Source organism: Carnobacterium inhibens subsp. inhibens DSM 13024, assembly GCF_000746825.1.
Lineage (GTDB): Bacteria > Bacillota > Bacilli > Lactobacillales > Carnobacteriaceae > Carnobacterium_B > Carnobacterium_B inhibens.
In genome coordinates this window covers 1,937,404-1,964,200 of record NZ_JQIV01000006.1, presented here as the reverse complement: position 1 = coordinate 1,964,200, position 26,797 = coordinate 1,937,404, and the positions used below count along the sequence as shown (strand labels likewise).

Here is a 26,797-nt window from a genome sequence, read left to right as displayed (position 1 = left end):
TTTTACTGTTATCTATTGATTTACATACATATTTTATTAAGGAGTGGTACCCATGATTGCAAATATCTACGCAAAAGCAACAATAGATGTTAACAAGTTAAATGAAGACATTCAAGCTTTTCCTCAAGTCTATCCGATAACTGATGATATGAACTTAACCTATAAAGGGGTTTCTCGCTTAGTTATGTTAGATCGGTATTCCTTTAAAGACCTCTCTAAATCTACTCTTTCTATAGGAGATTTAGTTGTTTTAACGGTTAAGCCAGACCCGCAATACCCTACAAGAGGAACTGGATTTGTTACACAGATCAACCATTCTCAACATACTGCTTCAATTTTGATTGATGAGGAATTCCGAGGATCCATTGAAGATGAGTATGAGCAAAAAACTGGAATCATTACTTGCAGCTTAGATGTGATTGAAAAACCGCTTGAAATTTTTTATGAACAAATTGCTAAACGAAATGCGACTGGCTTATCCGCTATAGAATCGACTCCTGAAAAAAGAAAAGCTGCTTATAATGCCTTTTATGAAGAATTAAAAAACTTGAATTTTATCCCTGCAGGACGCGTTTTGTATGGTGCAGGTTCGAAAACGGATGTCACTTATTTTAATTGTTACGTTATGCCTTTTGTCCCTGACTCTCGTGAAGGTATTTCGGATCATCGAAAACAAGTGATGGAAATCATGAGTCGTGGCGGCGGTGTTGGTACTAATGGTTCTACTCTTCGTCCGCGTCATACTTTAGCGCGTGGGGTTAATGGAAAATCATCAGGAGCTGTTTCTTGGCTAGACGATATTGCGAAATTAACTCACTTGGTTGAACAGGGTGGCAGCCGTCGTGGAGCACAGATGATTATGTTAACAGATTGGCATCCAGATATTCTTGAATTTATTATTTCAAAAATGCAAAACCCACGTATTTTACGTTATTTAATTGAAAATACCACAGACGCTCAAATAAAGAAGCTAGCTAATGAAAAGTTGAAATTCACTCCTCTTTCAGAACACGAAACTGCTATGTATCAAACTATTTTAAATTATAAAAATATGCCCGGGCGTGGTGGATTTGATGCAGCGACAATGAAAGAAGCAGCTGCTAAATTAAAAATAGGCGGCTCCTATAGTGTTCATGACCCTGACTTTTTATCAGGAGCAAATATTTCAGTTTGTTTGACGACTGATTTCATGGAAGCTGTTGAAAAGGACACTGATTATACTCTTCGCTTTCCTGCCGTAGAAACATACAGCCCAGAGGAAATGGAAGAATACAACACTAATTGGTCAGAAATTGGAGACGTCCGTGAATGGGAAGCTTCAGGACATGGCATTCATACTTACCGAACAATAAAGGCTCGCGAATTATGGAAACTCATCACTATTTGTGCTACCTACTCTGCTGAGCCGGGTATTTTCTTTATTGATAATGCAAATAAGATGACGAATGCTGCTGCCTATGGGCAAAAAGTCGTTGCAACTAACCCTTGCGGCGAACAGCCTCTCGCTCCTTATTCTGTTTGTAATCTAGCAGCCGTTAACTTAGCCGAAATGGCCGATAAAGAATCTGGAACAGTCAATTTTGATAAATTAAAGAAAACTGTGCAAGTTGGTGTACGTATGCAAGATAACGTGATTGATGCCACACCTTACTTCTTAGCAGAAAACGAAAAACAAGCTTTAGGAGAACGCCGTGTTGGTTTAGGCATTATGGGTCTCGCCGACTTACTCATTTACTGTGGTAAAGAATACGGCTCTCAAGAAGGCAATCAATTAGTAGATAAAGTCTTCGAAACAATTGCAGTTTCAGCGTATGAAGCTTCTATTGAATTAGCAAAAGAACGAGGCAGTTTCCCTTTCTTAATTGGGAAAACTGAAGCAGAGACAGCTAAACTAAGAGAACAGTTCCTTCAATCGGGGTATATGAAGCAAATGCCAGAACACATTCACGAAGGCGTATTGAAATATGGGATACGCAATTCACATTTATTAACTGTTGCTCCAACTGGGTCAACAGGAACAATGGTGGGCGTTTCAACAGGACTTGAACCTTACTTCTCATTTAGTTATTTCAGAAGCGGACGTTTAGGCAAGTTTATCGAAGTAAAAGCTGATATCGTCCAAGAATACCTTGATCAACATCCAGAAGCCGATCCTGAAAGATTGCCAAAACAATTTGTATCTGCCATGAGTTTAAAACCTGAAGCTCATGTTGATGTTCAATGTACCATTCAACGCTGGGTCGACAGTTCTATTTCTAAAACAGTCAATGCTCCTAAAGGTTATACGGTTGAACAAGTTCAAAAAATTTATGAGCGTCTTTATAGAGGTGGGGCAAAAGGCGGTACGGTTTATGTAGATGGAAGCCGTGATACACAAGTACTGACATTAAAAGCTGAAGAAACGATTTGGGATGAAGAAATAACAAAAGAAGCACCGTCTTCAGAGCATCAACCACTTCAAACAGGTACTGTTAAAGAAGCGAATAACTATGGCAATGAGGTTGGCGATACTTGTCCTATCTGTCGACAAGGAACGGTTGAAGATTTAGGTGGCTGCAATACGTGTACCAATTGTAATGCCCAACTTAAATGTGGATTATAAACATAAATGGAGTTGAGACTTTTGTCCCAACTCCATCTTTTTTTATTCAAATTCTTTTAATTGGGCTTCACGTTGTGTTTTACGCCATTCAATAAAACCATTTCCTAAACCTCTTAGTAACACTTCACTCGTTCCAAGGTTTGTTGCCAAGGGTATTTCATAAACATCACATAGTCTTAACAATGCTGATATATCGGGTTCGTGAGGCTGTGCTGTTAAAGGATCTCTCAGAAAAATAACTAAATCAATTTTGTTGTCAGATACATACGCCCCTATTTGTTGATCGCCTCCAAGTGGGCCAGATTTAAAGCGATGTACTTCTAAACCAGTTGCATCAATGATTCGTTGTCCAGTCGTTCCTGTAGCAAATATTTGATGATCTTTGATAATTTCTTTATATGCTGTAGTTAGTTTTACCATTTCATCTTTTTTCTTATCATGTGCAATAAAAGCAATGTTCATATATGATCAACTCCATTCCTAACTTTATTCAATGATAACACTTACTTGAAAAAAAAGATAAGTCTAAACTTCCAAGCATTCTCGCCTTAGAAGCCCTTTCACTTGAAGACCTTTTTGGTCTGCGTTACACTAATTGTAGTTAAACTATAAGGAAAGAGGGATTATACATGGGAAAGAAAATTGCAACAGTAGTGACCAATTTATTTGAAGATGTTGAATTCACATCGCCAAAAGAAGCTTTAACAAATGCAGGACACCAAGTTATTACGATTGAGAAAAAAGCAGGCAATACCGTTAAAGGAAAAAAAGGAGAAGCTACCATTACTATTGATAAAGGCATTGATGAAGTTTCACCGGAAGATTTTGACGCACTTTTAATTCCTGGTGGTTTTTCACCCGATCAATTAAGATCAGATGATCGCTTTTTAGCTTTCACTAAGGCCTTTGCTGATGCAAAAAAACCTATTTTTTCGATTTGCCATGGGCCTCAGCTTTTAATTAATGCTGAAGTAGTCAAGGGTAAAAAAATGACTGCTGTCAAACAAGTCGGAGTTGATTTGAAAAATGCAGGTGCGTTATTTGAAGATAGTGAAGTTGTGGAAGACGAAAGTGGTATTATCTCCAGCCGTACACCTGATGATCTTCCAGCTTTCAATAAAGCAATCGTAGCCGCTTTAGATAAGTAATGTTTAAATAAGTAGTTTCTAATTTAATTCAACTAAAACTTTTACTTTTTTGTCATATGACAATTAGTTGACTGTGGTAAACTATAAAAGTTGTTTATTTAAAACTGAATTTATTTTTCACTCTCTTTTCTCCCCCTATTGAAAAGAGTCTTACCCCCTAGCTATCTCTTAATTGAGATAGCTTTTTTTATTTTAGAAACATCAAAATAGCCTTCTTTAAAAATACACTTTTTAAGAAAATCATAAAACTATCATCACATTTTCTTCATAGATTAACGTTATAGTTTATCTATACCAATAACAACCAACTTTTTATATTTTCATATTACCTTTTCTCCTCAAAGCAAAGGTAATGACTCCTTTACCACCCATTTTTCTAATGGGTGGTTTTTTTATTATTTATTTAAATTTTTCTTTTATTTTACTTAATTTTGTCTTTTCTCACGCCACTGCTGTCTTTTATCAAGCTTACAACTTGACAAAAACTAAAAATTTTTGATATACTTAAGCAGCAAACAAGTGGTTGCTTGCTTTGAAAAGACCCTATAAAAAAAATACTTATCAGGAGGAATGTTATGGAATTCAGAACAAAAAAAATAGAATCTATTGTAAACCAGTTCAATAGTAACTCAGAAAAAGGGTTAACCTCAAAAGAAGTAGAACAGCATAAAAAACAATTTGGTGCCAACCAATTTGATGAAGAAGAAAGTATTTCTTTATTTTCAAAAGTTATTGATCAATTAAAAGATGTTACAGTTATTATCTTGATCCTAGCTGGAATTATCTCAACTTATATTGCCATCACTGAACACCCCGACGATTTCTCAGAACCTATCGTAATTTTCTCTATTATTTTAATCAACGTCATCATTGCTATCCGACAAGAAGGCAAAGCCGAAAAAGCTTTAGCTTCGCTACAAAGTTTATCTGCTCCACAAGCACGAGTGATACGAAATGACCAAGAAGAGGTTATTGAAGCAGCTGATTTGGTCCCTGGAGATATTTTATTATTAGAAGCCGGAGATCAAATTCCTGCAGATGCTCGTTTAATTTCTAGTAGTGATTTACAAGTAGAAGAATCGGCTTTGACTGGAGAAAGTGTGCCCGTTGAAAAAGACGAAAATGCAGAAGTTGAAGAAGACAGCCCAGTTGGAGATGTATTTAATACTGTTTTTTCGGGAACTTTGGTTACTAATGGACGAGCAAAAGCAATTGTCGTCACTACAGGTATGGATACCGAAATGGGTTCTGTTGCTAACTTATTAAATAGTACTAAACAAGGTAAAACACCCTTACAATCAAGAATGGATCGTTTAGGAAAACAAGTAAGTGTGTTAGCTCTAGTGGCAGGTATTATTATTTTCACCTTAAGTTTCTTTCAAGGTGAAGCTTTTATTACAAGTCTAATGACTGCTGTATCTCTTGCTGTTGCTGCAGTTCCTGAAACTTTACCCGTTATTGTTACGATCTCACTAGCTTACGGTGTTCAAAACATGGTTGACCGTAACGCCATTATTCGAACTATCCCTTCCGTCGAAACACTAGGCAGTGCTTCTGTTATCGCTTCAGATAAAACCGGCACATTAACTCAAAACCAAATGACGATACAAAAATTATGGGCTTTTCCACATAAACCCATTGAAGTTAAAAATGAATTTGGCGAAGATGAAAAATGGGTACTCAAAATGATGAGCCTAGCTTCAAATGCTACAATTGAAGATCGTGATGGCGAAGAAGTTATCAGCGGTGACCCTACTGAAACAGCCATTATTCGCTTGTTACAGAAAAAAGGATTGCCAAAGAACGAGCTAGATGAAACTTATCCACGTGTACACGAGATTCCTTTTGACTCTGGTCGTAAATTGATGACTACTGTTCACGAATTAGAAGATGGGTACATTTCAATCACTAAGGGTGCTTTTGACCGTTTGCCAGTTGAATTTTCTTCAATTACAGATGAAGTTGGTCAAAAAGCGAAAGCTATCCATGATTCATTTGCGAATGATGCTTTACGTGTTATAGCTGTTGGATATAAAAAATACGATCAACTTCCAGAGGATCTATCCCCTGAAGAGTTAGAAAGCGGCATTACGTTCGCTGGGATCGTAGGAATGATCGATCCACCAAGAGAAGAAAGTATTCAAGCTGTTAAAGAAGCCAAATCAGCTGGTATCAAGACGATTATGATCACAGGAGATCACGCTGCTACTGCTTCTGCTATTGCTAAACAAATCGGTATTTTCGAAGAAGGCGACAAAGCTATCACAGGTGCTGAATTAGGCAACCTTTCAGACAAAAAACTAAAAGAAACGATTCGTGATTATTCCGTTTATGCACGTGTTTCTCCCGAAGATAAAATTCGAATCGTTAAAGCATGGCAATCACATGGGGATGTTGTCGCCATGACCGGAGACGGTGTCAATGATGCACCTGCCTTAAAAGCGGCTGATGTTGGTACTGCCATGGGAATTACTGGTACTGAAGTAGCTAAAAGTGCTTCTGACATGATTTTAACCGATGACAAATTTGATACCATTGTTCATGCTGTTGAAGAAGGCAGACGTGTTTATGAAAACATCAAAAAAACCGTATACTTCTTATTATCATGTAATATTTCAGAAATTTTCATTATGTTAATTGCTGTCATTATGGGATGGGGATTACCTGTTATTGCGATTCAATTACTATTTGTTAATGTAGTAGCGGATGGAATTCCTGGTTTTGCATTAAGCAGAGAAAAAGCTGATCCAACTATTATGTCTAATGAACCAACTGCTAAAGGTGAAAGCATCTTCGCTAAAGGCGGATATCGTAACATTGCTATCGCAGCTCTCACTTTCACAGTTACGACACTCATCGGATTTTATGTTGGTTCATTTATTGATGTTGATTCTTCCATTACCGCAAGTCATGCAGTTGGTCAAACAATGGCTTTCTTAATTCTTGGTTGGTCTTCTGTCTTGCATATTTTCAATGCACGCAGTAAAGAGTCGATTTTTAAAGTTGGTCTTACGTCCAACTCTAGTTTATTCTGGTTAGCACTACTTTCTATTGCACTGATTACATTAGTAGCTACAGTTCCATTCCTAGCTGGTATTTTTGAATTAGTTGCTTTAAGTACGACTCACTGGATGATTGCTATTGGATTATCGTTGGCTATTATTGTAGTAGGCGAACTTCAAAAATTTATTATGAATAAGATGAACAAACCTTTTTAAAGCTATTGCAAATGAATGATTTTGATGTCCCTAAACTCATACAGAAGACATTAAAATAAAAAACGCCAAGCGAAAGACTAGTATTAGCCTTTCTGCTTGGTGTTTTTTTCCGCTTTTAATACGTATAATGCTCTTGCGGACCATAACCTTCGTCTTAGTTGACCATTATGGTTCGTATAGTGCTTTAAGTACCATATACTTTGTTTTAGTTGGCATTTTTGGTTCATATAGTGCCCTTTAAGTACAAATCTCATCAAATTATCAAATTCCTGCATACATTGAGAACGCTCAAATGAAGACTTCTCTTTCTACATCGGAAGATATAGAAATAAGAAAAATTAGTTTTTCATCCCAGAAACTGGTAAAATAAAGGGAATAGAATGGCTAATGATTTTATAAATAGACCTATTAAATCAAACCAAAGTTTTTAGGGGTCATTAAGAATAGAATGGATGAAAAAAAAATGACGACTACTTCTCGACAATTATTATCTTCTTGTAAACGTATCGTTGTAAAAGTTGGAACCAGTACAATTATGTATCCTAATGGCACCATCAATCTACAACGCTTAGAAAAATTAGCTTTTGTTTTATCCGATTTAAAAAACCAAGGAAAAGAAGTTATTTTAGTATCTTCTGGAGCTGTTGGAGTTGGTATTTCTCACCTGCAACTGACTGAACGACCAAAAACGATTCCTGAACAGCAAGCTGTAGCTTCCGTAGGACAAACGGAATTAATGAATTTGTACAGTAAATTCTTTCACAGCTACGGACAAATCGTCGGACAAGTCTTAATGACACGAGATATAATCGAGTTTCCAACTAGTCGACTAAATGCGATTAACACATTTGAACAGCTTCTGATTAAAGGCATTATTCCTATCGTAAATGAAAATGACACTGTTGCCGTGGAAGAATTAGATCATCTGACTAAATTTGGTGATAATGATCGCTTATCGGCTATTGTTGCAGAGATTACTGCTGCTGATTTATTGATCATGTTATCTGATATTAATGGCTTTTATAATAAGAATCCAAATGATGAACCTGATGCGGTTTTATTTCATGAAGTTCATGCCATCACCGATGAGCTATACACTCTTGCTGGTGGAAAAGGATCAAGCTACGGAACTGGCGGAATGTCTACCAAGTTGATCGCTGCTAATCATATTTTAAAAAATTCCAGTCAAATGGTATTGGCTAACGGTGAAGACCCCACGATTATTTTTGATATTATTGAAGGCAAAGAAATAGGAACATTATTTTCTGCTGACTAAATTAAAAGGAGAGTTTTTATGGAAACTTTGATCCAACTAGGTGAAAAAGCGAAGAAAGCGGCACGCTCGCTTGCAAGAGCTACATCATCAGAAAAAAATGATGCTTTAAAACTAATGAGCCAAGCTTTAGTTGATCACACTGAAACCATTCTTACAGCAAATAAATTAGATTTAATTGCTGCTAAAGAAAATGGGATATCAGAAAACATGATTGATCGTTTAGTCTTAACTGAAGAACGCATTAAAGCTATGGCCGATGGAATCCTTGAGATAGCAGAATTGCCAGATCCCATCGGACAAGTTGATGGAATGTGGCAAAATGAAGCTGGTTTAACGATTGGCAAACAACGTGTTCCTTTAGGTGTGATTGGGATCATCTATGAGTCTCGACCAAACGTAACCACGGATGCCGGATCTCTGTGTTTCAAAGCTGGAAATGCGGTCATTTTACGCGGTGGTAAAGAAGCTATCTATTCAAATAAAGCTTTAGTTCACATCTTACAAGATGCGCTTCAACCAACTGTATTTCCTCCAACAACGATTCAATTGGTTGAAGATACCACTCGTGAAAGCTCTAAAGAAATGATGCGATTAAATCGTTACTTGGATGTTTTGATCCCACGTGGTGGTGCAAAATTGATTCAAACAGTATTAGAAACAGCAACCGTTCCTGTCATTGAAACAGGAACCGGTAACTGCCATGTCTATATCGATAAAGATGCTCAATTAACTATGGCAACCGATATTATCGTAAATGCAAAATGTTCTAGACCTTCTGTATGCAATGCTGCTGAAACATTGTTGATTCATGAAGATGTAGCAGAAACTTTCTTACCTGTGATTGAAAAAGCATTGGCACCTTGGCATGTTGAATTAAGAGCAGATGAAAAAGCTCTCTCTTATCTGCAACATGCGATTCCTGCTACTCAAGAAGATTGGGAAACAGAATTCTTAGATTTTATTTTAGCTGTCAAAGTAGTATCTTCTTTAGACGAAGCAATTGAACACATTGATCGGTATAGTACTGGCCATTCTGAAGTTATTGTGACAGATAATTACGCTGCAGGTATGCAGTTCCATCGTGAGGTAGACTCTGCTGCTGTTTACATTAACGCCTCTACACGTTTTACAGATGGATTTGAATTTGGATTCGGTGCAGAGATCGGTATAAGCACTCAAAAATTACATGCTCGAGGTCCAATGGGACTTACTGAATTAACTTCATCTAAATACATCATTTTCGGTGAAGGTCAAATTCGTTAAACCTATCTTTTATTAATAAACTACAGGATAAAAATTTGGGATACACCTTAACTTCTGATTAAAAAAGACTTTCACTTTTCTACGGAAAAGTGAAGTCTTTTTTTGTAGTCACTTTTTCGTGAAACTAACTTTGACATAAAAGTGACTATCATTTTTAGATGCTACTCTTACGTGGAGAGCCATTCCATAGATGAGTGACACTAATTTCTCGCTCCACTTTTTCGTGAAAGGTCATTACATGGAAGAGTCACTCCTCCAGACAATCAGAAGGGTTAGAAAAAGTAGACCCTTCAAAGAAAACTCATTCCCACTTTGCTGAAAATGGCTAACACAAATGGGAATAAGTTTTAACTAACACTTTCACTTGATTTTATTCTCCCTGTTCTCCTAATTGAATCCCTCTAGGTTCGACACTAGTCGAAAAAACAATTTGCGTATATGTTTTACCAAATTGCTGCAGTTCTCCGATAAATCCGTCCAGCTCAACTGTACTTGGGAAAGCCACCTTTAAAAGCATCGAATATTCTCCGGTTACACAATTACATTCTAATATATTTGGACATTTTTTGACAAATGGATAAAATGTCGGCTTTTGTTTAGGGCTCAGTTCAAGATTTATAAATGCAGTGATATGGTAACCTAATTTGTGTAAATTTACTTGAGCGGTATAGCCTGTAATAATTTCTTCTCTCTCTAAACGTGAAATCCGTGCAGACACAGCAGGTGAAGATAAAAATGTTTCAGCTGCAATTTCTTTCAATGACGCTCGTGCGTTACCTTCTAATAATTGAATAATATGTCTATCAATGTTGTCCATTTTATCCCATCCTTTTCACAGATTCTCTTTCTATTAAGATTATACATTTAGAAGTAGACATTTCAAGAATTCATTTTATTCCAGCTTAACAAAATGAAGTTTATAAAGGGAAAACTAGTGTTTTATAAGTTGAAACACGACTATACCAATCAATTGTTTTTTCTTTTTTCCATCTATTTACTCTGTGTTCCAATCATGGTATCTTCTTATTTATATTTCAACAACAGCTTTTTACATTGAATTGGAGGATTAGGATGATTATGCATACACGAATAGAATTTGATTCAATTGGCAGCTTACCCATTCCAGGTGAAGCTTACTATGGCATACAATCTCTGCGGGCAAAAAATAATTTTTCGATATCGGGAGAAAAACTGCATCCTGTTTTTATAAAAAACTTAGCCATTATAAAAAAAATAGCAGCTATTACCAATTACCAAGCAAACAATTTATCTGGTACGGTTACAAATGCAATCTGCGAGGCATGTAACGAAATTATTGCAGGAGAATTTCAAACAGAATTTATCGTGGATACCATCCAAGGAGGCGCTGGTACTTCTGCAAATATGAACATGAATGAGGTCATTGCACACAGAGCTAGTGAAATTCTGGGTGGAACAAAAGAAAAGTATGATCTGGTACACCCAAATGATCACGTTAACTGTTCTCAATCGACAAATGATGTTTTTCCGAGCGCTGGAAAACTAACAGTCTTGGAACTCATGCCACAGCTTATTTCAAATCTTTCTTACTTAGAGAACTTACTGGAACAAAAAGCAATAGAATTTTCAGACGTGATCAAGATGGGCAGAACGCAATTACAAGATGCAGTTCCAACAACTTTAGGACATTCTTTCAAAGCCTATCAATCTGTTGTTCACCGTGATATCAAGCATTTAATCGCCATAACAGATGAAATGTACACTCTTAATATTGGTGCTACCGCTATTGGAAATGGAATCAATGCTTCTGTTGAGTATTCCTCAACTATTGCCGAAAATCTTGCCCGTGAACTGCAGTTGCCCTTAAAACAAGCTGATAATCTGTATGACACCACTCAAAATGTTGATAGCTTTGTTCGGGTTTCAGGAGTTATAAAAACAGCTGCTATCTCTCTCTCAAAAATGAGCAACGATCTTCGCTTATTGTCCAGCGGTCCAAAAACTGGTTTTGGTGAAATTAATTTACCCGCTAAGCAAAATGGTTCTTCCATTATGCCTGGAAAAGTCAATCCCGTCATTCCAGAAGTTGTTTCTCAGGTTGCTTTTCAAATTGTCGGTAATGATGTTACCATTACAATGGCCGCAGAATCGGGACAACTTGAATTGAATCCTTTTGAACCAATTATTTTTCGTAATCTTTTCAGCTCTATTGAACTGCTTACAAATGCCGTAATGACCTTAGCAGACAACTGCATTGTCGGAATCACTGTTAATGAGAAACATTGCCGAGATCAAGTTGAGAAAAGTGTTGGGATCGTTACTGCTCTTTGTCCTTTTATCGGTTATAAAAAAGCAAGCGAAGTAGCAAAAGAAGCTTTGAAAACCGGGCTTTCAATTCGACAAATTTTACTTAAAAGGAACTGGCTGACTAAAGAAAAAATCGATGACATTCTTGATTTAAGAAAATTAGCTGAAGGAAATGTTCCTTCAAATGATACAGCTGCTGGAGCATTGACTGAAATACATTAATAAAGATGATTGAATGCTACATGCTCTTAAGCAAAAAACACTCTCTTACGTTTAGATGTGATGCCCATTTATTAAAAACTGCATTTGTTTTATAATGAAAGATGTTGTGATTCTTTTTCATGATAATAAGAATGTCGGTTTTATGGAACACACTATTTTATGCACTATTAGTACTTTAATTCGTACGAATGCAATACAGATAGTTGCAAATGAAGAGGATGATACTTGATGACACAAATAAAACGGATCGCAGTAATCGGTGGCGGTATTGTAGGAGCTACTGCTGCATTTTATCTTAGTCAAAAAAACTATGAAGTAGATATCTATGATGATGGAGTAGGCCAAGCAACCTCTGCTGCTGCTGGAATCATCTGTCCATGGCTATCTCAACGCCGAAATAAAGAATGGTACCAACTAGCCTCTAAAGGAGCAGCTTTTTATCCACAACTCATGCATGATCTAAATGAATCGCTTACTGATTCTGATATTTACAAACAAGTAGGAACTCTTGTCTTCAAAAAAAATCCTAACTTACTGAAAAAGTTAGAAAAAACTGCTCTTAAACGCCTGGAAACTGCCCCAGAAATTGGCACGCTCTCTCTCTTATCTCCAAAAGAAATCAAAGCTAAATTTCCTATATATGACTCAGAAGAATCAGCTTTATTTGCTACTGGCGGTGCACGTGTTGATGGTTCTTTATTGACAAAAAAATTAATTGATCAAGCTATAGTTAACGGAGCCAGTCATTATGCTGAAAAAGTTGTATTATCTCAACCTAACTCAGCTGATTATATTATTCGTTCTAAGACACAAACCAAAACTTATGACATAGTTATCTTAGCAGTAGGCGCATGGTTACCAGAATTATTAAATCCACTTGGTTTAGATGTTGATATTCGTCCTCAAAAAGGGCAGTTGGTTCAACTTCACTTACAAAAAGATATGTCCAATTGGCCTGTAGTTATGCCAGATGGCGAAAAAGACATTATTCCTTTTACAAATGGTAAAATTATTGTAGGAGCTACACATGAAAATGATGGTGGCTATGATTTAACCCCTACTAAAGAAAAACTAGCGCTTATGTTAGAAGAAGCTAAAGAACTTGCTCCCGAATTAAAAAACGCAACTATTACAGGAATCCGCGTTGGTACAAGAGCGTATACTTCTGACTTTGCTCCTTTTTTTGGAGCTGTTCCGAATTATCCTAATCTTTTTGCAGCAAGTGGCTTAGGTTCATCCGGACTAACTTCGGGTCCGTTGATTGGAAAAATGTTAAGCCAGCTTATCTCAGATGAGCCCACTGATTTGCCTTTAACTGATTACCCAGTTGAACGCTACATTAAAAAACAAGACTAAAAAACGAGTTCTTAATTGAACTCGTTTTTTAGCCTTGTTTAGAATATTTTACTTTTACAACTATTCTGTAACTACTGAATATTCACCAGTTAGCGGATCCATTTTTTTCAGTTCTTTTGTTGCTAAATTGTATTCAAACATGCCCACCATATTAGAAATTCCAACTCCATCTACTTCGTGAGAATGGCGGATCTCAACTGTATAGGTTTGTTCATTTGTTTTAGTTGCATAAAATTGATTATCTTCTGGAGATATTCCAGTAATCGAAACAACTGCATCCAATACTGTAGTCATTTCTTCTTCAGGAGTTGCCTCTGTTGTTGCATTGCTAGATTCAGCTGTTGCAGCTTCTTTATCGCTTAACCAGCTGCTGATCTCATCATCAGAGACCGTTTTAATGTCTTTACCTGTTGCTTCTGCGAATTCAGCTGCTGCTAAATCTGAAGTGCGTTCTGTTTTATAAGCTGAATTTTCTATAAGAGCTGTAGCTTCACTTGCCTTAGCTTCTTCAGCCTGAGCAAGAGTAATTTGTTCTTTCAAAGTTGTAGCTTTGGTTTCAATTTCATTGTACTCTGATAAATCATTTTGAAGCAATACACCAATCGTACCCGCAGCTTCATCATACTTACCAGCATCATACTGAGCTGACCCGTCTGTATACATTTTGTTATATTTTTCTTGTAATGAAACTTCTTCTGGCTCTTCTATTGTTGAATCTACCTCTTGAGAAGATGTTGTTTCAGAAACAGCTGACTCAGATACCATAGACTCAGAGTTTGTTGCTTCAGAAGTAGCTCCCTCATTTTCATTATTCGTTCCACAAGCACTTAATGCTACCATTCCTAAAGAGATGATCAATAAACGACTCCAATTTTTTTTCATTTCTTTTCCTCCTTGTAAAACCTTTTCTTTATTATACCTTATTTATCCATACTCCTCATTAATTTACAAAATTTTAAAGATTTCTTATTTTTCAAACGTAATTTCCTCTCCTATATCAGAAATTTAACATAACACTAGACAGTAAAAATGCCCTTCTGTTATAGTTATGATAATACAATCATTTCTTAATGGTATGTAAACATATAGGGAGGTGAAATCATGAAGAAATTTATAGATGAGTTTAAAGATTTTGCTTTTAGAGGAAATGTACTTGATTTAGCCGTCGGTGTTGTTATCGGTTCTGCTTTTACAGCTATTGTTACTGCTCTTGTTAATTATATTATTATGCCTCTCGTTGGTATTCTTACTGGTGGAACAAATATCAAAAACTTATCCATAGATGTTGGCGGTGCTAAACTAGAATACGGCGCTTTTTTGCAAGCTGTTGTAGACTTCATTTTAATTGCACTCGTGATCTTTATTTTTATTAAGATTATTAATAATGCTGCCAATAAATTCAAAAAAACAGAAGAAGTTACAAAAGAGGTTGAGATTCCTGCGGCAGAACAATATCTTAAAGAGATTCGCGATTTATTAGCAGAAGATAAAAATAAAACGAATCTTTAAATTTAAAAAATTAATTTATTTTTCTTTTCAGTACCCTTTATAGAAAAAATACACGTACCTATCCTGTAAATAAGGTACGTGTATTTTTATTTACATTTTAAGTAAGTTATCCAATTAGAATTCATGAAAAGCTGCATAAACTTCTTGCTTCTTTAGTCCTCGTAATTTAGCAACTTCTTTAATCGCATCTTTACTGGTGAATTCCATTTCATTGATCATTAAATCTACATGTTCTTTTAACGACAAAGCCTCCCAGCTTGTATCTTCTTCCATTAAAAGAGATCCTGCACTATTTCCTTCAACGATCAAACAGAATTCCCCTCTGATTTCATTCGTCATTGACCATTCAATCGCTTCTTCGATCGTTCCTCTTATAAACTCTTCGTACCGTTTTGTTAATTCACGGCAGCATACAATGCGTCGCTCCATTCCAAAAACGGTAGACATATTTTTCAGTACTTCTTTTAAACGGTGCGGCGATTCATATAAAATAATCGTTTCTGGTCGATGATTCAATTCCTCTAAACTAAGCAGCTGCTCCTTTTTTTTGCGTGGTAAGAAACCAAAAAAATAAAAAGGCTGTGGACTGATTCCAGATGCGATCAAAGCTGTCAGTCCAGCATTCGCTCCTGGCAAAGGAATCACTGGAATACCAGCTTGTATACATGCTACAACTAATTCGTGTCCGGGATCGCTGATAGAAGGCATCCCAGCATCGCTTACTTGTGCAATGGTCATTCCTGCTTCTAACTTTTCAATCAACTGTCCGATCCGTTCTTGTGTATTGTGTTCATGAAAACTAATTTGAGGTGTTTTTATTTCATAATGATTTAAAAGCTTTTGTGTGTTACGCGTATCTTCAGAAGCAATCAAATCTACTTCTTTTAATAGCCTTACCCCTCTAAAAGTCATGTCTTCTAAATTTCCAATGGGCGTAGGAATTAGGTATAAACTTCCGCCTATGGATTGTTCAAAACTCTTTTGACTCTGCATGTTTTTCACATTCCTTTGCTTCAATTTGCTGCATATTTACTAAACAAGATTCCGTTGGTAGCACAGGAAATTGAACTCCTTGTTTTGTTAAATAATCCAATTTCTTTTTACGCGTTTGCTTTTTAAAAGCATACTCAGCTTTAGTAGCTGCACTTCTAGAAGGATATCCTTCTGCATAAATCATTTTTACTGGCCTTCTTGTTTGGGGTTTAGTGTACTTAGCCCCAACGCCTTGATTATGTTCTTCTTCTCGTCTAGCCAGATCTGTAGTATACCCACCGTAAAAACTTCCATCGTGACAATACAATACATAAAAATAACTAACGGATTCCATGCAGCATTGCGCTCACTTCTGGCAAGTACTCATTATCGTCACTGTACACAAATAGTGGCGGCAAAACGCGAAAGCCTGTCTCTTTTCCATCTTTTATACCTTCAATTAATAATGTATTGGCTTCTTTACCCACTTTTGGATAGACCAAACGCATTTTTTTCGGCGCAATCCGATGCTTTTTCATGGTCTCTAAGATTTCAATTAATCGATCGGGACGATGAACAAAATACGCTTTTCCATTCATTTTTAATAAACCACTTGAAACTTTCATGACCTCATCCAAATTTGTATGCAATTCGTGCCTTGCAATAGCTAAATGGGAATTAGGATTTTTTATACTTTTTTCTCCCACAGCAAAATAAGGCGGGTTACACGTTAATGTATCTACGGTATCTTTTGGGATCCATTGGCTTGCATCACTCAAATTGCCTTGGATAATGGAAATTTGGTCTTCTAAACCATTGATTTGGATACTTCTGTTGGCCATACCGACCAATCTTTCTTGTATTTCAATTCCAACAATGGGACTAGCTGTTTTTTGACTAAGCAATAAACCGACTACACCATTACCTGCACATAAATCAACAATTTTTGCCCGATCGTGTTTAGCAGGTTGAGCGAAATCTGCTAACAATACAGCATCTAATGAAAAAGAAAAAACGGATGGGCTTTGGATAATAGATAAATTATGACTAAGTAGCTGATCCATCCGTTCATCGCCCTGTAACCACTGGTTCATTATTGACACTTCCTTCAATTATACTCATTTTCACTATATCATATAGGAGTTCTCTTTCCATATAAATGAAGTGAACTCTTATTTATTTTTATTGGCTTTATTCTTGAATACTTAAAATAATCTTTCCTGTATTTTTATTTTCTTCCATATGAAGATGAGCACTTGTAACATCGCCAAATGAGAACGTCGTGTCAATTATTGGTTTAATAGAGTTGTTTTCAAAATACGGCATAACTTTTTTTACAAATTCATTCGTTAATTCCGCTTTATATTGATCACTTCTAGGAGTCAAAAGAGTACCTTGAATGGCAATTCTTTTTTGTAAGAAAACTCCTAAATTAACCTTCTCAACGATTGTACCCCCAAGAGTTCCAATCAAAATCCATCGGCCGTCTGTTTTAATACTTGCAACATTTTGATCCCAATAAGAAGCTCCTATAAAGTCTAAAATCAAGTCCACACCTTTATTTTGAGTGTAATCCAAGACTTCTTTGGCAAAATCTTCTTTTTTATAATTGATTCCTTTATCTGCACCAAGTTCTTTACAAAATTCTAATTTTTCTTCTGATCCAGCCGTAACAATTACGTTTGCTTTTGTCATTTTTTTTGCTAACTGGATAGCAGCTGTCCCAACTCCGCTAGCTCCTGCATGAATCAGAACCGTCTCTCCCTGTTTCAACTTTCCTAACCAGTAAAGTGTTTGGTAAGCTGTTAAAAAGACTTCTGGAATAGCCGCAGCTTCCTCAAAACTCATGGTATCTGGCATGTGAAAAACACGGTCTGCTGGCATTGCCACATATTCAGCATATCCTCCATGATTTACTAAACCAGCTACTCGTGTTCCAATTGCTATTTTCTCATCAGCTAAATTACTATCAACAACTATCCCAGCTACTTCTACGCCTAGTATAGGGTATGGCTCTGATAATTGTCTATTTTCTCTTGTCAATGTATCTGTTCTATTTATAGCACTTGCTTGAACCTTTATAAGAAGTTCTCCTTCTTCAAGACTAGGTACGGGGCGTTCTTGGATTTCTAATTGTTCAGAACCACCCGGTTTTTTTATTGATATTGCTTTCATTATCGATACCCACTCCTCGTGTTTGTTTAGTGTTACTATACCATTTGACTGCTATCTTTCCCAATGGTTTAATCTAGTTGAAATCGATTTTTCAATTCAAATTGATCACCAATAACATCAAAAAATAATGAACTACACGTAAGTTTTAACAAATAACAGTGAGGCTTCATACACAGACATCAAATTTGACATTAGTGAAAAACGCCAATTGATCTTCAAACAAAAAAACTTTACATAGCAAAAAACTTGTAGCCATTTTGTTCCATAAGGTTACAAGTTTTCTTATTTAATTCATTATTATCTTCTTTCGCCATAAATAACATCCAAGCAAAACGCACAAGGCTCATCATTCACTCTTCTTGAACCATAAAACACATTGCAAACATGAAATCCATCTTCATATAACTTTTCAAGATTTAAGCGTGATTTACTCATTTCTGGTTCCACGACTTCTTCATCTGACCGCTGTTGCTTTTCAAGATCATTCAAACGGTCTCTTAAATGTTGATTTTCAATGCGAAGAGTCGCATTTTCTTCAACTAATGTTTCAACCTCTTTTTTTATCTCAGAAATTTGATGTAGAGTAGCATCCGTATCAAGTTCTATTTGAGTAAAACTATCATATAAAGTTTTTTTGTCCATCCATTTTCACCCACTCTTTGCTATGATCATCGTTTTAGTCATCTTTTCATGCCTTTACTTCATTAATTGTAATACAAGCTGTTCAAAAACTCCTTGAGCATTGACATTACTCTCTAATTTCTTACGACTGAGTAAAATAGCTTCAATAGATTGTATCATTTTATTGCCTGTATATGCTGTTTTGATTTGGTTCAGTTCTTTCTCATAGCGCTTATATGCCAATACATCAAATGCATTGTACTGCAACATCATCACATCACGATAGGCTAATAAGATTAACTCTATCAACATTCTATGTGCATCACGGTCTTTAAAATGAGGCATAATAGTTGTTTGTACATAAATGAAACTTTGATTATCTCTACTTGTAATCAACGAAAACCATTTCCAAGCAATTGTTTTAGCTTCTTGGAACCATTCATTTCCATTCATTTCGAGGGCTTCTTCTAGACTATTGGTCAACTGTACCAACAAAGAAGCTTGATTAACAGAAAGTCCTTTAGTTTCAAGTTCAGTCATCAATTTTTTTTTCGTTAGAGATTGAAAATGAACTAATTGACACCTAGACAGAATGGTAGGAAGAACTCGATTTTTAGCAGTAGTCAATAAAAATGCTACGGCACTGCCTTCAGGTTCTTCTAAAAATTTGAGTAAACTATTTGAAGCTCCTGTAGTCATTTTTTCAATATCTTCAACAATAAAAATCTTTTGAGAACTTTCTACACCACTTTTGGAAAATTCTGCTTTTAAATTGCGTACTTGTTCTACTTTTATGGATAGTCCATCTGGAACTATCTCAATGACATCGGGGTGTTGGTGATCAAAGACACGTCTGCAGTTTTGACAGTTCCCGCAAGGAAGACCATCGAAGCTTTCTTGGCAAAGTAAACTAGCGGCCAACCACAAACTCATTTCTTTTTTACCCGTTCCGGAAACTCCTTCAAATAAATAGGCATGTGCCAATTGCTTTTGTTGTACCGTTTTTTTGAATTGTTTGACTAATACCGGCTGTAACCAATTTAATTTCTCTTCGATTCTCATCACAACCCAAATTTAAAATTGTTGAAACTGATCAACTGGCATAACAAATACAGTAGCTCCACCAACTTGTACTTCTACTGGATAAGGCATATTTGTTTCCATAGAAACGTCTAAGCTAACCGGAGGAGTCATAAATTGTTCTCTAGATTGACAGTTTCTGCGAATAAGATCTAATACTTCATCTACTCGTTCTTCTTCAATTCCGATAATAAACGTAGTATTTCCTGCTTTTAGAAAACCTCCTGTTGTAGATAATTTAGTTGCCCGTATACCTGCATCTACAAATTCGTTAGACAAACGTCCTCCGTCTTTATCTTGAACGATAGCTAATATTAATTTCATCTTAGAACATCCTCTCAACTTTTATTTTTTCAACCTTTTAATAATCGTCTGATAGCATTGTTCAACCACTGTTCCTAATTCTTGACTAGCATCGATTTGAACAATTCTCTCAACATGATTTTTTGCAATCTCTAAATATGCTGAACGAACTTTTTCATGAAATTCCAGTGTTTCTTGATCCAATCGATCAAATTGACGTGTTTTTTTATTTTGATTGATACGTTCTAATCCCAAGTGTGCTTCAATATCTAAATAAAGCGTTAGATCCGGAGAAAGATTATCCGTTGCAAATTGATTGATTTCAGCAACTTCATGAACTCCAAGACCGCGAGCTGCACCTTGATAAGCCAATGAGCTATCCACGAAACGATCACAGATCACTAATTTCTCTGCTTCTAAGGCTGGAAGAATCTTTTCTACCAAATGCTGTCTTCTGCCTGCAGCATATAATAATGCCTCAGTTCGCGCATCCATTTCAGTATTTTCCGGGTTTAAAATAAGCTCACGAATTTCTTCAGCAATCCGGCTACCGCCAGGTTCTCTAGTTGCAACAATTTCTTGCTGGATTGTTTCTTCCAACATTGGAAGAAGTTGTTTTATAACACTAGTTTTCCCCGCACCATCAGGACCTTCAATTGTAATAAATATTCCTTTCACTACTCTAAGCCCCTAACTTCTTAATATAGCTTAATAGCTAACTTCATTATACTGTATCTACGCCTGACAGTCTAATGCCTTTTCTCTATTCCTAACGATAGAATCAATCGTTTTCAGAAAAAAAAACAACTTCTTTTTGATTTTCTAATCCAGTTACTCTCATATTTTGGTCTAAGTAATGATTTATTTGTTTTATCTGTTCAACTTTTATTCTTTCACCCTTTAAAACTAGTGGAATCCCTGGTGGATATGGCGTAATATTTCGGGCTGCAATTTTACCTTCTGCTTCTGCTAGGCTTATTTGTTTATTGGTACTACTTGTTTGCCTCTCATAACTTAAGTCTAGTTCTACAAAAGGTGCTATTAATAAAGGAGTTTTCATTTTTTTAGGCACTTCATTTTTTACAGATTGTGTAATGTGGATGGAGAACAGTTCTGTAATTTTTGTTTCTTTTTTCAGAAGCGGAAATGTCAGTAACACTGAAGTACCATCTGTTTTTTCACCAAAGACACCTTGCTCTTCCAGCTGTCCAGCTAACTCTTCCCCACTCTGATTAATCAAAGATACTTTTACTTTTAAGGGGTCATCACTTTGAAAAATAGTTAGACCGGCTTTTTTAAATTGTTTCTTCCACAAGTCTCGATACTTTAACGTAGCTATTAAATCTTGTTTTGTAAAATCAGCTAAAAAATAACGCGCATATTCTAACGAAACCATTAAAGGATAAGAAGGACTGCTTGACTGGAATATGTGCAAGTAGTGTTCAATCTTATTTTTTAATGCATCCGAAGACTGATTCCCAATATGCAAATACGCTGTTTGAGTAAGAGATGGCAGCATCTTGTGTGCTGACTGGACAACTGCGTCTGCCCCTAAGTCTAATGCTGAAGTCGGAAAAGGATCACCTAATGTAAGATGTGGCCCATGAGCTTCATCTACTAATACTAAACATTTTCTTTCTCTTGCATACTCTATTAACTCTTCGATTGGATAAACCATCCCATCATATGTAGGATACGTTACAATCAAGGCCTTAACAGCTGGATAATGTTCAAATGCTTCTTTTAAATTCTTTATATTTACCCCTAGAGGCGCTTGATCCATCTCAGTCCAGTCTGGTGTTAAAAATACAGGTCGCAACTCTGCTAATTCTAATGCATGGATCACTGATTGATGGCATCCTCGATCAACAAATACTTGATCGCCTTTATTCGTTGCTCCCATGATCATCGCTAAATTTCCAACCGTTGACCCATTGATCAAATAATAACTTTTTTTACTGCCATAAAATTTGCTGAGCAATTCTTGACTTTCTTTCAAAATCCCTTCTGGATCATGTAAATAGTCCAATCCAGTAACTTCAGTCTGGTCAAATGATAGAGCCGATTGAAAGGATGACCATGTCTCATCCCAGTTCATTCCATTCTTATGCCCGGGTACATGGAAAGAAACCTTTTCTTTCTTTTTATGTTGATTTAAACCATCAAAAAGAGGACGACGATGTTGTTCTGAATCAACTTTTTTTCTATCCATCCTCGTCCCTCCTTATTTTTGCTACTTAAATGACTCTAGAGTTGAAGTGTCACCTTTAATATGACGCTTTTTTGCTTCTTTAAATAGGTAAAAATACTTAGCTTCTGCTAATTTTGTCTGAGCAAATAACAAACTGTCTTTTTCAATAACAGAATGTTCAATTCTTTTAGCATACTCCCATTTACTTTTAGTTTCCGTCATCAATTTTAACAAGGCTGCATCATATTCTTTTCGTAATACCTGTTTTTTCTTAAACAGCAATTTCCTTCAGCCTCCTCTTAAAGTTCTCGACGTCCTTCAACTGCTTTGAGTAACGTAATCTCATCGGCATATTCAATATCGCTTCCGACTGAAAGACCATGAGCTAAACGGGTCACTTTGATACCTGCGGGTTTAATTAACCTCGATAAATACATCGCTGTTGCTTCACCTTCAGCAGTTGCATTTGTTGCAATGATCACTTCGTTTATTTCATCTGACTGCAACCGTTTAATCAAACTTGGTATATTGATATCTTCTGGACCAGTTCCTTCTATAGGAGAAAGAACACCATGCAGAACATGGTATAATCCATGATATTCACGCATTTTTTCTAGTGCCATCACGTCTTTTGGATCCTCTACTACTAAGACGATGCTTCTATCACGCGATTTATCTTGGCAGATCTGGCAAGGGTCAGCTTCTGTAATCTGTCCGCAATTTGAGCAATAATGCAGATCTCTTTTCGCACTGATTAACGATTTAGCAAAGTCTGTTACATCATCTTCACGCATATCAATTGTAAAAAAAGCTAATCGAGCGGCTGTCTTAGCGCCAATTCCAGGTAGTTTCATGTAACTGTCCATTAATTTTGATATCGGTTCTGGATACTGCATAGTCATTTCCTTTCTTATCCTTTATAGAGGATTCATAGAATTCAAAAAACGGGACCCGCAAGGAATCCCATTTTTAATCATTATTTTTAATTGCGGCTTTTTAAAGGCCTGGAATTCCTTTAGTGTATTTTCCCATTACTGCTTGTGTTTCAATTTCTACTTTTTCTAAAGCATCATTTGTTGCTAATATAATTAAATCTTGTAACATTTCAACATCTTCTGGATCAACTGCTTCTGGTTTAATAGCAATATCCTTCATTTTCTTGTCTCCTGTTAAGGTAACAGTTACCATGTTTCCATTAGCTACTCCCACAAATTCTCTTGCATTCAAATCCTCTTGAGATGTTGCCATTTCTTTTTGCATTTTTTGCATTTGTTTCATCATACCTTGCATATTTCCCATTCCACGCATAATTTATTCTTCCTCTCAATTCGTTTGATTTTTAATCTTCTTTTACTTCAACCATTTCTTTGCCAAACAATTCCATAGCTTCTGTAACAATTGTCTCTTCTTCCTCAGATTCAGGCAGAACCGATTCTAAACTAGCCAAATTTTCTTGTTCATAATCATTTGCTGTTGCTGTCTCCTGCTGTTCAATAGACGTTGACGAACTTTTTTTCACTGGACGTTTTTTTAACAAATCTTTATTTTGTTTTAAAAACTGTTCACGAATTGTTGGCCATTGTTCTGAAGGTACACAAACCATATTAGGTGAATAACCGACTAAACGACGCAAATCTTCACTGACCGCTTCCAGTAATTCCGTATCATTAGTAGCCTTTTGACACAAAATATCATATTCAAAAGAAACAATCAAGCCATCTGGACTTGCAGCAACGGGGGTTGAGGCTTTCATGATCGCTCGTTGAGTTACAGAAAGCATATTTAATAAGTCAGGCCAAATATCAATTAATTGCGCTAAGTTTTCTTTAGTTGCTTCGCTTAACACTTTGTAAATAATGGTTGTATTAGCTTTAAATTGGTTATTGCCTGGTTTATTGACAGATTTAGGTGCTTTCTTAGCCGGCTGAGGAGTTCCTCCGTTTTTAGCTATCTCTTGTAGCTGCTTTTTCATTTGAATCAGTTCTTTTTCAAGATCAGCAATTTTTTGTCGTTCGATTTGTGTATTTTCATTCACACTTGATGTTTCAGCTGCTGCATTGTTTATCTGAGCAATGGTTAGCTGAGTCAATTTCACCGTAGCAACTTCTAAATACACTTCTGCATGATTGGTAAATCTTATTTCTTGTTGAGTATCATTTAAAATTGCAATTATTTCATATAATTGGTTAGCCGATATCGTTTGACTAAGCTGTTTAAATCCTTCGTCAACATTAGCACCTTCCAATAGATCCGTCATCTGAGGAGCTTGTTGATAAACTAATATATCTCGACTGAACAGAATCAGATCTTCTACAAAACGACTAGAGTCTTTTCCTTCTGCTAAAATATTTTGTAAAAGAGACAGCCCTTTTTCAGTATTGTGCTGAATAATGGCATCAAAATAATCTAAAACCAGCTCTTGTGTCAAACTTCCAGTAACACTCATGGCGTTTTCAACAGTTACTGTATCGTCACCGTATGAAATAGCCTGATCCAGTATACTTAACGCATCACGCATACCGCCTTCTGCAGCTCTTGCTATAACTGTTAATGCCTCTTCTTGATAAGCCATTTTTTCTTGATATAGGATATATTTCATACGTTCACAGCTATCTCGAATACCGATCCGTTTAAAATCAAATCGTTGAGTTCTAGAAATAATTGTTAAAGGAATTTTATGTGGCTCTGTCGTAGCTAAAATAAAAACCACATTTTTGGGAGGTTCTTCTAATGTTTTTAATAATGCATTAAAAGCTCCAGTGGTCAACATGTGGACTTCATCAATAATGTAGACTTTATAATCTGCACTAGTGGGAGCATACTTCGCTTTATCCCGAATATCACGAATCTCTTCTACCCCATTATTACTGGCCGCATCAATTTCTATCACATCATTTAATTGACCTTGCGTGATGGAACGACATGTTTCACACTCATTACAAGGTTCTCCATCTTTTAGATTGGGGCAATTAATGGCTTTAGCAAATATCTTTGCTGCACTCGTTTTCCCTGTTCCACGAGGCCCAGTAAAGAGATACGCATGACTTGTTTTTTCTTGTACTAAAGCGTTTCTTAACGTTTGCGTGATAGCTTTTTGTCCAGCGATATCCTGAAATCGTTGTGGACGCCATACTCGATAAAGTGCTTGATAACTCATGCATTTCTCCCTTTCTTGAACCGTTCGTCATTACCTTTTATTATACGTTATTTGGCTAGAAATTTAAACAGCTAGACCAAGACTCTTTTCGTTTTAGTTACCTGTTATTATTCTGATCTATCCTAAAAAAAGAAACCGTTGATTTTAAAATCAACGGTTTCCTTTTTTATTCTATGTACGAACGGCACATGACAGAACATCCTTAGTGCTGCTTCCTTCCGGATCTGACACGATTCGAAAGTCCACCATTGCCGTACGGCCTTGCGGCATTTCTTATTATATAGGAATACTATGTGAAAATCCAGTGTTTTTTCCAATTAAATAAATCTAATTGTCAAAAAATGTTTTCATAATTTTTTTAATTCATAGAAGAAAGCTTTTATATCGTCTTTATTTTATTGAAATTCTCAACATATGCATCTATCAATTGGATATAGTTCTCTTTTTCCGCTTCAGGAATCCAAGCAATCTCAAAAGAATTCTTCGCTAATTGGATAATTTGCTCTGTTGTTAATGAATAATTTTCAGCTAACGCATATAGGTCATCTGAAATGTAACTTTGAAAATAAGCTGGGTCATCTGAATTGACCGTTACTTTTACTCCTTGTTCCAATAACTCGATGATTTCTTTTCCCTTCATATCTTCCACCACAAAACTATTCGACACTGGACAACAAGTTAAACCGATGTTATTTTCTTTTACATATGCTACAAATTCAGGATTTTCCACGATATTTGTTCCGTGATCAAGTCTTTCAACCTTTGCATCAAAAAGGGCTTGACGGATGTGTTCAATCGAATTTTCTTGATCGATATCACAATGCATTGTGATGCGAAATCCTTCTTCTTTTGCTTTTTTAAATACATCAAAAAATTTACTGGGCGGGTTGCTTCTTTCATCAGAATCCAGCCCGATCCCAGCTATTTTATCTTTATAGGGAAGAGCTTGTTCGAATGTTTCCATTGCTGATTCTGCAGACATGTCCCTTAAAAAACACAGGATAAGTTCCGCACTTATTCCTAATTTTAAACTATCTTGAGTAGCACGATAATAACCATTGAAAACTGTTTCGAATTTTATTCCTCTTGAGGTATGTGCTTGAGGATCAAAAAATACTTCGGCACGTTTTACATTGTGTTCTTTAGCTCTTTTCAAATACTCCCAGGCTAATTCATAAAAGTCTTCTTCTGTTTGCAAGACATTCATCGCTGGGTAATAAACATTTAAGAAAGAAGATAAGGAATCAAATTGATAACTTTCTTGAACTTCTTCAATTGTTTCTTGCCCGATAGCAATATTGTTTCTTTTTGCTAATTTCAACTTTAATTCAGGTTCTAATGTTCCCTCTAAGTGAAGATGCAACTCTGCTTTTGGTAACTGTTTAATAAATTCTCTCGTTGGATATCTAGTTGGCACT

General features: G+C 36.1%; 25 protein-coding genes and 1 other RNA gene. 8 read left to right on the top strand and 18 right to left on the bottom strand.

Annotation, left to right across the window (positions count from 1 at the left end; all coding sequences use genetic code 11):
• Positions 1–52 precede the first annotated feature (52 nt).
• On the top strand, positions 53–2,602 hold the full coding sequence (locus BR65_RS10585; RefSeq protein ID WP_023176729.1) for a vitamin B12-dependent ribonucleotide reductase: 2,550 nt from the start codon (positions 53–55) through the stop codon (positions 2,600–2,602).
• Positions 2,603–2,644: 42 nt separating this feature from the next.
• Here the strand turns inward: BR65_RS10585 and mgsA are convergent, their stop codons facing one another.
• A complete protein-coding gene (gene mgsA / locus BR65_RS10580) occupies positions 2,645–3,064 on the bottom strand; it encodes a methylglyoxal synthase (RefSeq protein WP_034538125.1) in 420 nt (139 codons plus the stop codon).
• Between the two features lie 167 nt (positions 3,065–3,231).
• On the opposite strand from mgsA, the gene BR65_RS10575 reads away from it, so the two are divergent.
• The 4 genes from BR65_RS10575 to BR65_RS10560 all read left to right on the top strand — a co-directional run bounded on the left by BR65_RS10575 (position 3,232) and on the right by BR65_RS10560 (position 9,507).
• Positions 3,232–3,750 carry a type 1 glutamine amidotransferase domain-containing protein gene (locus tag BR65_RS10575; RefSeq protein ID WP_023176727.1) on the top strand — a complete coding sequence of 173 codons (519 nt, stop codon included), beginning with the start codon at positions 3,232–3,234 and terminating at the stop codon, positions 3,748–3,750.
• 575 nt (positions 3,751–4,325) lie between these two features.
• Positions 4,326–6,968 (top strand): cation-translocating P-type ATPase, encoded by a 2,643-nt coding sequence (locus BR65_RS10570; RefSeq protein ID WP_034538123.1) that lies wholly within the window; start codon positions 4,326–4,328, stop codon positions 6,966–6,968.
• A gap of 448 nt (positions 6,969–7,416) precedes the next feature.
• The gene (gene proB, locus BR65_RS10565) at positions 7,417–8,244 is read left to right on the top strand and encodes a glutamate 5-kinase (RefSeq protein ID WP_156098865.1); all 828 of its coding nucleotides are present in this window, start codon (positions 7,417–7,419) and stop codon (positions 8,242–8,244) included.
• A gap of 18 nt (positions 8,245–8,262) precedes the next feature.
• On the top strand, positions 8,263–9,507 hold the full coding sequence (locus tag BR65_RS10560) for a glutamate-5-semialdehyde dehydrogenase (RefSeq protein ID WP_034538121.1): 1,245 nt from the start codon (positions 8,263–8,265) through the stop codon (positions 9,505–9,507).
• Between the two features lie 370 nt (positions 9,508–9,877).
• Here BR65_RS10560 and BR65_RS10555 read toward each other — a convergent pair whose 3' ends face one another.
• Entirely contained in the window at positions 9,878–10,324 is a 447-nt protein-coding gene (locus BR65_RS10555; protein ID WP_034538120.1) for an Lrp/AsnC family transcriptional regulator, read from the bottom strand.
• A 254-nt stretch (positions 10,325–10,578) separates the two neighbouring features.
• Here BR65_RS10555 and BR65_RS10550 point away from each other — a divergent pair, with 254 nt between their 5' ends.
• Complete coding sequence (locus BR65_RS10550; RefSeq protein WP_211251491.1) at positions 10,579–12,015, top strand: aspartate ammonia-lyase; 1,437 nt, start codon at positions 10,579–10,581, stop codon at positions 12,013–12,015.
• A gap of 228 nt (positions 12,016–12,243) precedes the next feature.
• Positions 12,244–13,371: an NAD(P)/FAD-dependent oxidoreductase gene (locus BR65_RS10545; RefSeq protein ID WP_034538119.1), complete on the top strand. Its 1,128-nt coding sequence runs from the start codon at positions 12,244–12,246 to the stop codon at positions 13,369–13,371.
• A 60-nt stretch (positions 13,372–13,431) separates the two neighbouring features.
• Here BR65_RS10545 and BR65_RS10540 read toward each other — a convergent pair whose 3' ends face one another.
• The gene (locus tag BR65_RS10540; RefSeq protein ID WP_034538118.1) at positions 13,432–14,253 is read right to left on the bottom strand and encodes a hypothetical protein; all 822 of its coding nucleotides are present in this window, start codon (positions 14,251–14,253) and stop codon (positions 13,432–13,434) included.
• Positions 14,254–14,472: 219 nt separating this feature from the next.
• Between BR65_RS10540 and mscL the strand changes: the two genes are divergently transcribed.
• Positions 14,473–14,880 carry a large conductance mechanosensitive channel protein MscL gene (gene mscL / locus BR65_RS10535; RefSeq protein WP_023176716.1) on the top strand — a complete coding sequence of 136 codons (408 nt, stop codon included), beginning with the start codon at positions 14,473–14,475 and terminating at the stop codon, positions 14,878–14,880.
• A gap of 114 nt (positions 14,881–14,994) precedes the next feature.
• Here the strand turns inward: mscL and rsmI are convergent, their stop codons facing one another.
• The 15 genes from rsmI to add form a co-directional block, all read right to left on the bottom strand.
• Positions 14,995–15,873, bottom strand: a complete 879-nt coding sequence (gene rsmI, locus BR65_RS10530) for a 16S rRNA (cytidine(1402)-2'-O)-methyltransferase (protein WP_023176715.1) — start codon at positions 15,871–15,873, stop codon at positions 14,995–14,997.
• The gene (locus BR65_RS10525; protein WP_023176713.1) at positions 15,851–16,207 is read right to left on the bottom strand and encodes a GIY-YIG nuclease family protein; all 357 of its coding nucleotides are present in this window, start codon (positions 16,205–16,207) and stop codon (positions 15,851–15,853) included. Before BR65_RS10525 ends, rsmI begins: the two co-directional genes overlap by 23 nt.
• Positions 16,194–16,946, bottom strand: a complete 753-nt coding sequence (locus tag BR65_RS10520; protein ID WP_023176712.1) for a tRNA1(Val) (adenine(37)-N6)-methyltransferase — start codon at positions 16,944–16,946, stop codon at positions 16,194–16,196. The genes BR65_RS10525 and BR65_RS10520 overlap by 14 nt, the downstream gene beginning before the upstream one ends.
• 97 nt (positions 16,947–17,043) lie before the next feature.
• On the bottom strand, positions 17,044–18,027 hold the full coding sequence (locus tag BR65_RS10515) for an NAD(P)H-quinone oxidoreductase (RefSeq protein WP_034538117.1): 984 nt from the start codon (positions 18,025–18,027) through the stop codon (positions 17,044–17,046).
• Between the two features lie 297 nt (positions 18,028–18,324).
• Positions 18,325–18,669, bottom strand: a complete 345-nt coding sequence (locus tag BR65_RS10510; protein ID WP_034538116.1) for an initiation-control protein YabA — start codon at positions 18,667–18,669, stop codon at positions 18,325–18,327.
• Between the two features lie 54 nt (positions 18,670–18,723).
• Positions 18,724–19,710 carry a DNA polymerase III subunit delta' gene (gene holB / locus BR65_RS10505; RefSeq protein WP_034538115.1) on the bottom strand — a complete coding sequence of 329 codons (987 nt, stop codon included), beginning with the start codon at positions 19,708–19,710 and terminating at the stop codon, positions 18,724–18,726.
• A gap of 12 nt (positions 19,711–19,722) precedes the next feature.
• The gene (locus BR65_RS10500) at positions 19,723–20,052 is read right to left on the bottom strand and encodes a cyclic-di-AMP receptor (protein ID WP_023176704.1); all 330 of its coding nucleotides are present in this window, start codon (positions 20,050–20,052) and stop codon (positions 19,723–19,725) included.
• Positions 20,053–20,073: 21 nt separating this feature from the next.
• Positions 20,074–20,709: a dTMP kinase gene (gene tmk, locus BR65_RS10495; RefSeq protein WP_034538114.1), complete on the bottom strand. Its 636-nt coding sequence runs from the start codon at positions 20,707–20,709 to the stop codon at positions 20,074–20,076.
• A 103-nt stretch (positions 20,710–20,812) separates the two neighbouring features.
• On the bottom strand, positions 20,813–22,243 hold the full coding sequence (locus tag BR65_RS10490) for an aminotransferase class I/II-fold pyridoxal phosphate-dependent enzyme (protein ID WP_034538112.1): 1,431 nt from the start codon (positions 22,241–22,243) through the stop codon (positions 20,813–20,815).
• Positions 22,244–22,264: 21 nt separating this feature from the next.
• Positions 22,265–22,504 carry a YaaL family protein gene (locus BR65_RS10485; protein ID WP_034538110.1) on the bottom strand — a complete coding sequence of 80 codons (240 nt, stop codon included), beginning with the start codon at positions 22,502–22,504 and terminating at the stop codon, positions 22,265–22,267.
• 17 nt (positions 22,505–22,521) lie between these two features.
• Positions 22,522–23,118 carry a recombination mediator RecR gene (gene recR / locus BR65_RS10480; protein WP_034538107.1) on the bottom strand — a complete coding sequence of 199 codons (597 nt, stop codon included), beginning with the start codon at positions 23,116–23,118 and terminating at the stop codon, positions 22,522–22,524.
• A 100-nt stretch (positions 23,119–23,218) separates the two neighbouring features.
• Complete coding sequence (locus BR65_RS10475) at positions 23,219–23,533, bottom strand: YbaB/EbfC family nucleoid-associated protein (protein WP_187949114.1); 315 nt, start codon at positions 23,531–23,533, stop codon at positions 23,219–23,221.
• Between the two features lie 28 nt (positions 23,534–23,561).
• Entirely contained in the window at positions 23,562–25,379 is a 1,818-nt protein-coding gene (gene dnaX, locus BR65_RS10470; protein ID WP_034538105.1) for a DNA polymerase III subunit gamma/tau, read from the bottom strand.
• Positions 25,380–25,552: 173 nt separating this feature from the next.
• Positions 25,553–25,639, bottom strand: an RNA gene (gene ffs, locus BR65_RS13670) — signal recognition particle sRNA small type.
• 119 nt (positions 25,640–25,758) lie between these two features.
• Complete coding sequence (add, locus tag BR65_RS10465) at positions 25,759–26,796, bottom strand: adenosine deaminase (protein WP_034538103.1); 1,038 nt, start codon at positions 26,794–26,796, stop codon at positions 25,759–25,761.
• Between the last annotated feature and the right edge of the window lies 1 nt (position 26,797).